Here is a 6,971-nt window from a genome sequence, read left to right as displayed (position 1 = left end):
CTAATTATGAAATGGAACCGAAAAATAAAAAATAAAGGTAACTTAGTTAATGCAGTTTAGATGTTTAACAGCTTATCTGGTGACAAGCTTCCTCCGAAGGGCAGTTCAAACTCGGATGGGGGTTTTGGGGCAAGCTCAACTTTTCGGTACACGATCGCAGGTGGTTATGCACGGGTTTTGACCTATTTTACCTGTTTTTCACGGCGATGACTCTTGATCGCACGATCGCATAACCCAGACCTCGTAAATCTTTTGGCTTTTATTCAGCAAGCCCTAAGTAGGTAAAAAGTTGTTTCTAATCAGGACTTGAGTCCTTATTCGCCAGAACTATGAGGACTCAAGTCCCGATAAACTCTCAAATTTAGCGGTAATTGGTAAACTGCAAAGCTACCGGATAATCTTCTTGCTTCAAGCGTTGAATCACCAACTGCAAATCATCCTTATCCTTAGCAGACACTCGCACTGCATCTCCTTGAATCGAACCTTGAATCTTCTTAAATTCATCGCGAATCAATTTAGTAATCTGTTTAGCGATTTCCTGACTAATTCCTTTTTTAAGTTTAATTTCTTGACGCACGCGACTGCCACTAGCAGGTTCAGCTTTGCCGTAATCAAAAATTTTCAAAGATAAATTCCGCTTGGCGGCTTTAGTTTGCAAAACAGTGTGAATTGCGTCCAGAGTAAATTCGCTGTCCGTATTGATAGTAATTGATTCGGCGCCCAATTCCACGGTAGTTTTTGTATCTTTTAAGTCGTAGCGGCTTTGAATTTCCCGCACAGTTTGGTCAACAGCGTTAACTAATTCTTGCCGATCGAACTCGCTGACAATATCAAAGGAATAACTAGCAGCCATAAATTAGTAATTGGTAATGGGTAATTGGTAGTTGGTAATGGGTAATTAGTAATTAGTAGTTAATAATTAGTCATTAATTAAGCGTCTCTTAACTAATGACTAATGACCAGTGACTAATAACAATTAGCCATTAACAGCTCTCAAACTGAAATAGAATAAAGAAACAGTGCAAGAAGAACTAATTGCAAACATGAGCGATCGCGCCAGCGGTACATTCAGAATATAGAAAACCGAAAACAACAACCGGGCGATCGTAAAAGCGATCGCAGCCCAACCTGCCGATTCCGAATCTACCCCCGTTACAAAAGCCATCAAAGCCGCCGCTGAAAACAGCATAAACGTCTCAAACGAATTTTGGTGAGCCCAAGTTGCCCGCTGAGCGTAAGCAGGCAACCTCTCAAACATAGCGCGGGGGGCTGCTTGGTCGTAGCCTAGCTGCAAGCGGGCGAACGCAACCACCAAAAACGGTGCGTAAACCAGCGCAGCAGCAGCAGCAATACAATCAAGCAGAATAACCGACACAGGCAATCCCAACAGCATCATCCGCCTCGCAGTTCAATCAAAATAGAACAGAGTAACTACCTTGCGCTGTTCCTCCGCATCCTGGCAAGTTTTCAGCAAAGTGTGGCTTTCGTGAAAAGCAAAACATATCAGTTGCTGGCAGCGAGAAATAATCTCCTGATTGCACATAGCGCTTGCTTCCGGGAGAGACAAGCTATCATTTTTGGGATTTTCTACCAAATGTATCACTTGTTCGAGTTGGTCGCGAGACTCCCGAGGCTGGCGGCTCATGCTTTGTGGCAAAATCACCGTCAGCAGATTAGGATCTGCTCGCATTGCCCCCCGAATTGCGGCTGAATTGGTGCCTGTAGCGCCAGAAGTGATGAGCTGATTGCCTCCCAGAACTAGGGCGTAGCTCAGCATCTCAATTAGCTGCTGGTGGGTAATAGGAACGTGGCGAGAACCCAAAAGAGCAAGCCGCTTGGAGCTGGTTTGCTGGATCGCCGCAAGTTCTTGTAAAAAATCATCTACTCTGGGTAGCTCAATTGATTGACTCAAAGAATTTATTAAATTAAATAAAACTACGTTGTGGATTTTAGCAGACTCACTAGCCATTGCCGCCAAAAAGAAGTTAAGAATTGCTGATTTACGGGATCAGACTAGAGGATCTGGAGATTTGAGGAAGCCAGAAGGCAGAATGTCTCAAGACATTCGCCAGCCGGAGCTCAAGGTAGAATTCAAGAAAAATTGAGAATTTAAGAATTTTGGCTTTTTATTTATTTAAACAAAAAGTTTTCTCTGCCGAATACCTTCTTCCCTCAGCTCCGGCTCTGTTATTAATGGACTCGATCGCTCATGCCCAAGGATGCCATCATGCCATCAAGGTCAAAATGTTCTGCCATTAGCTGAGTAACGCATTCCACCTTGATCGGTTCGTGCAGGCGCACGTTGCCAAAGGTGCTGTCGATAATTTCTACCGTGGTTAAGGTATCCAAATCAACAGACAAAACCGGAATTTCCATTTCTTCTGCCCTGCCGATCACTAGGGGAGAAGGAGGCAAGTGACCTGTCAAAATTAAGCACTGAGTCGAGCTCTCCAGAGCTGCTAGCTGAATGTCCGTGCGATCGCCCCCCGTCACCACCGCCATATTTCTCGCTTTGCGGAAATACTTCAGAGCAGAACTAACATTCATCGCGCCAATTGTCAAGGTTTCCACCATCAAGTCCAAACGGTCTCGACGGCACAGCACATCAGCTTTCAATTGGTGCACCAATTCTTTGACGCTGACACTTCGCAGCAAAGCACTTCTCGGCAGCATTCCCAAAACTGGAATACCCGCAGCCTCCAGAAAAGGCCGCACAGTCGCCGTTACGGATTCGAGTTTGTCCGAGGGAACGTCGTTGAGTACCACGCCCAGCAACCGCGAACCCAAACGCTGTTTAGCCGACAGCAAATCGTCTATATAAAGATCGATCGGACGGGCTACCAACAGCACAGAGGCATCAACTGCCTCAGCTACTTGAGCCAAAGACAAGTCAAACAGACTGCCTTCCTCCAAATTAGCTGGGCCTTCTAACAGCACCAAGTCTCCGCTGGGAGCTTGCAAATATTGCGCTAAAGACTGGCGGTAATCTGTCTTGTCTTCTCCCCGCAAACGCTTGTGAACCGTCTCTTCATCCAAATAGAGCAGTGTTGACGGCATCTGACTTTCTGAGAGCTTCAGCGTTTCTACCGCGAACCGCACGTCTTCCTCCTCGATCGCAGCTCCCTCGGAGCTGAAACAGGTTCCCAGAGGTTTGCCGTAGGCGACGGCCAGTCCTTTTCCCCGGAGTCCGAGTGCCATCCCCAGGGCGATGGCCGACTTGCCGCTGTAAGCTTTTGTGGAACCGATCAGCAAATATTTAGTCAATTTGGGTACGCCTTCAATCCTCAATTTGCACCTGTCTATTTCAATAAATTTAGTTTTTTCTACAGTATTTCTGAACTGCGACTCAATTTGGCAATACTATTATACCCGATTTTGTCGCTTTTGGGCAGATTGTTTTTTTACGAAAAAGTTTTATTCGGCTGTTAGCAACCCTTTTCTTCCCATTCTTTTTACTGGATTTTGGGAAAGCAGTTTTTAAATTGTTTGTTTTACCCGCCGTTTGTGATAATAATTTATCGCCCCTGCTTCCTTTAAAAACCGATTTTAATTATAAAATTTTAGCCATTTTTATTACTAGATTTATATACTAATACAGACTTTTATCAAATAAAAAGCACAGGGTAGAAGTGGTGCTTTCACTAGAAACACCTATTGAGAGGATTTGGTAAATTTTTTGTTTAGTATATACCACTTCTAATAAATCATTTGTGAATTTCTTACCCCCTCCCCTTCATAAGGGGAGCTTGGGGTGGGATAAAAAAATACGACTCATTTATGATTGCTATAAAACAGGTATTTTGTAGGAATAAAGCCCCGTGCTTGTCCGAGCTATTTGCATATAATTGAAAATCGATACGTTGTATTATTAGTTATTAATTATTAGTGCGATCGCCCGCGTTCAAACCGATCGGTAGCACTGCGAGCAATAAGCTGCTTAGGATCGGGCTTCTAGCTTCTAAACAATAAATTGTCGGGCGGCGTGGGCTGGAATTTTGGCAGCTCAAAGGCTGAGTGCGATGCTAGCCCGATCGCAGTTCAAGGACTGTAGATTGATTTTCCTTGGGCGGATCTACAGCGCTTTCCTCTCAGCTACCGAGTCGCAAAATTTGAACGCAAGCGGATGGCGCGATTCGCCTAACGGCGATAGCTTCGCTCGCGCGTACTCGCACAGCACCAATGTCCAAAATAGGCTTTTGGGCTTGTTCCACAACACATACAGCAGTTTTCAATTGGATGAAATACAGCTAGGGACTCAGGAAAAGCCTGAGTCCCTACGCGAGATCTGTATCACGCTCAAGAAAAAACTGCTGTAGATTTACTTTAGCAATGGGGATAAGTGCTGACCCCCAAAGGGATTATTGAGAATGATCCAAGAACTCACTTACTCTTTCCGCTTCTCAAATAGGGCTGGCGCACCAATCATGTAATGTTGCCGTCGAGGCGTTACACTATTGGTGCGCCAGTTATAGCGCCCGTCAATCGATTTTAGATTTTAGATTTTAGATTTTAGATTGAAGAAAGCGACCCCACTGATAAATCCGGGGGCTGGCGATCGGGAGCGAGGAGCTTTTTTCTCGATCCGCGAATCTATCCGGGAGCCCCGGATTAAATTGCTTGATTGTCAATTGCGGACTTTCGGGAGTGCGGCTGCGGTGAAAGTTATTCATCCATTCGCATCAGCTTGCGGTAAAACGTTTTAGAAAAATCGACAGTACGAGTCCGCTGAAAAGTCAGGAGTACCTCAATTAAGCAACTAACAAACTCAGAGCTCTGCATAGTCACTTCGTAGCTGAGTTCAGCATTGCCGTCAAACAACACCCGACAGCGGGTTAAGTCGATTGGCAGCGACGAGATATTCCAACTAGCGACAAACGGCACGCTCTCCCCACCGTCAATTTTTCTTGCCCCCTCCAAGCTTTTGAGCTTGTAGAGGCCAATAGCGTGCGGTAAAAACTTGCGCCTGGGCTCTTGACAGAAAGGCGCGTAGACTTTCACTTCTTTGTCATCGGCTGGCTTGAGTTGAGGAATAGTCATATTTCCACCTCAGACAATTATTACTAACAGATAGTTTAGATCCCCAGAAAAAACTAACAGATATTCCTGGTCGATCGCAAGCAAAAGTCAACCAAAATACTCGATGCAGTACCCGTTTACCAGGGCCGTACAAGCACCGAACCCGCTGGTTGTCCTCCCGTCCGCTTTCGACAAAAGTCCAGAAACTGATACAGTAGATGCTTATATCTAAAATCAAAAACTATTGGTGGTTGAATCAAGTAACCTATGCAGGAGAGTTCTTGGCCAGAAAACGACGCTCGCAGCGAGCTTAACTTGGACATCTCTGATTTAGCTCAAGAAGAGCTCAAGAGTTTGACCTCGCACTCGAAGCTCAGCAAAGTATTTGCTATACCAGACATTGGCGACAGGGTGTTTGACGCGGAAACAAAAGCAGAGCTCCCGGTTGCGGTGTCTGTGCCGGGAACTCCCTCCTTTCCTCAAAATCTGTACCGGGGACGCCGCAGAAAAGCTGCCGCAGTGCTGACTGCGATTTGGGCCGGCACGATCGCCCTGCACTTGATTTCTTGGGGTGCGTGGGTAGTGTGGGGGTTGACGGGACTGCTGTGGATGCAAGCATTTCGAGTGTTGTTTGCGGAACCCAAGCCCGCACTGCCGCCTCTTGCCGATGAAAGCCGAGAGGATTGGCCTTACGTGTCGCTGCTGGTGGCAGCGAAAAATGAGGAAGCGGTGATTGCCCGATTCGTAGAATCCATCTGCAATGTAGATTATCCGATCGACCGTTACGAAGTTTGGGCGATCGACGATCACAGCAGCGACGCCACGCCGCTAGTATTGGAACAGCTAACCAAAAAGTACCCCCAGCTCAAAGTATTTCGCAGAGGAGCAAATGCCAGCGGCGGCAAGTCGGGAGCCCTGAATCAAGTGTTACCCCTGACTCGCGGGGAATTTGTGGGAATATTTGACGCCGACGCGACGGTAACCCCGGATTTGCTGCGCCGGGTGCTGCCAGTGTTCCATGGAGAAAAGGTAGGGGCTGTGCAAGTCAGAAAAGCCATCGCCAATGCTTCGGTAAATTTTTGGACTCGTGGCCAAGAAGCAGAAATGGCTCTCGACAGTTTTTTCCAGCAGCAGCGGATTGCGATCGGCGGCATTGGAGAATTGCGCGGTAACGGCCAATTCATGCGTCGCACCGCCTTGGAAAGCTGCGGAGGCTGGAACGAAGAGACGATTACCGACGACCTGGATTTGACTCTGAGGCTGCACCTAGACCGATGGGACATTGAATTTCTCGCTTTCCCAGCCGTGTCAGAAGAAGGAGTCACTAACGCTCGCGCCCTGTGGCACCAGCGCAATCGCTGGGCAGAAGGTGGCTATCAGCGTTATCTTGACTACTGGCGGCTAATTTTGCGGAACCGCATGGGAACTGGGAAAACTTGGGATTTATTTGGATTTTGGGTATCTCAATATTTCTTACCCACAGTAGCCCTACCCGACTTTGTGATGTCAATTGCGCTGCGCCGGATGCCGATCGCTAGTCCCATAACTTTTATGACCCTTACATTGTCGGTGGTGGGAATGTTTGTCGGTTTGCGCCGCACTCGCAAAGAGACCAAATTTGACGTTAAAAGAGTTTTTGTCACCTTCCTGCAAACGCTGCGGGGTACTCTGTATATGTTCCACTGGCTGCTGGTAGGGACTGTGACGGCTCGGATTGCGGTACGGCCCAAGCGGCTCAAATGGGTCAAAACCGTCCATCAAGGCGCTGTTAATAGCATCAAGTAAACAATTCGCAAAAATATCTCGGCACAGTATCGCCGAACGTCCGAAGATTTTCCGAGACAAAAAAACACCAACGCTCGCCAAATATCTCCCCGCCAGAGCCGACAGTAAAATTTGGCAATTCCTAGAAAAAAACACTTTGAAACAGCTTAGGTAATAGGTAATCGGCGAGC

Annotated in this window: 6 protein-coding genes; 1 reads left to right on the top strand and 5 read right to left on the bottom strand. The window is 46.9% G+C overall.

The features are described from left to right. Positions 1-361: 361 nt before the first annotated feature. The 5 genes from QUB33_RS22360 to ebsA form a co-directional block, all read right to left on the bottom strand. The gene (locus tag QUB33_RS22360) at positions 362-853 is read right to left on the bottom strand and encodes a YajQ family cyclic di-GMP-binding protein (protein WP_333284257.1); all 492 of its coding nucleotides are present in this window, start codon (positions 851-853) and stop codon (positions 362-364) included. A gap of 123 nt (positions 854-976) precedes the next feature. Further along, on the bottom strand, positions 977-1,393 hold the full coding sequence (locus tag QUB33_RS22355) for an MAPEG family protein (RefSeq protein ID WP_333284311.1): 417 nt from the start codon (positions 1,391-1,393) through the stop codon (positions 977-979). A gap of 15 nt (positions 1,394-1,408) precedes the next feature. After that, positions 1,409-1,912: a DNA recombination-mediator protein A gene (locus QUB33_RS22350; protein ID WP_190656016.1), complete on the bottom strand. Its 504-nt coding sequence runs from the start codon at positions 1,910-1,912 to the stop codon at positions 1,409-1,411. Between the two features lie 278 nt (positions 1,913-2,190). Beyond that, positions 2,191-3,288 carry a phosphotransacetylase family protein gene (locus QUB33_RS22345; protein WP_333354411.1) on the bottom strand — a complete coding sequence of 366 codons (1,098 nt, stop codon included), beginning with the start codon at positions 3,286-3,288 and terminating at the stop codon, positions 2,191-2,193. Between the two features lie 1,374 nt (positions 3,289-4,662). Beyond that, positions 4,663-5,037 (bottom strand): type IV pilus biogenesis protein EbsA, encoded by a 375-nt coding sequence (gene ebsA, locus QUB33_RS22340; RefSeq protein ID WP_333354408.1) that lies wholly within the window; start codon positions 5,035-5,037, stop codon positions 4,663-4,665. A 246-nt stretch (positions 5,038-5,283) separates the two neighbouring features. Here ebsA and QUB33_RS22335 point away from each other — a divergent pair, with 246 nt between their 5' ends. Then, positions 5,284-6,801, top strand: a complete 1,518-nt coding sequence (locus QUB33_RS22335) for a glycosyltransferase family 2 protein (RefSeq protein WP_333354405.1) — start codon at positions 5,284-5,286, stop codon at positions 6,799-6,801. The last annotated feature ends 170 nt before the right edge of the window (positions 6,802-6,971 follow it).

It is taken from the genome of Microcoleus sp. B3-A4 (assembly GCF_036705385.1).
Lineage (GTDB): Bacteria > Cyanobacteriota > Cyanobacteriia > Cyanobacteriales > Microcoleaceae > Microcoleus.
This window is presented reverse-complemented; position numbering and strand designations above follow the sequence as displayed.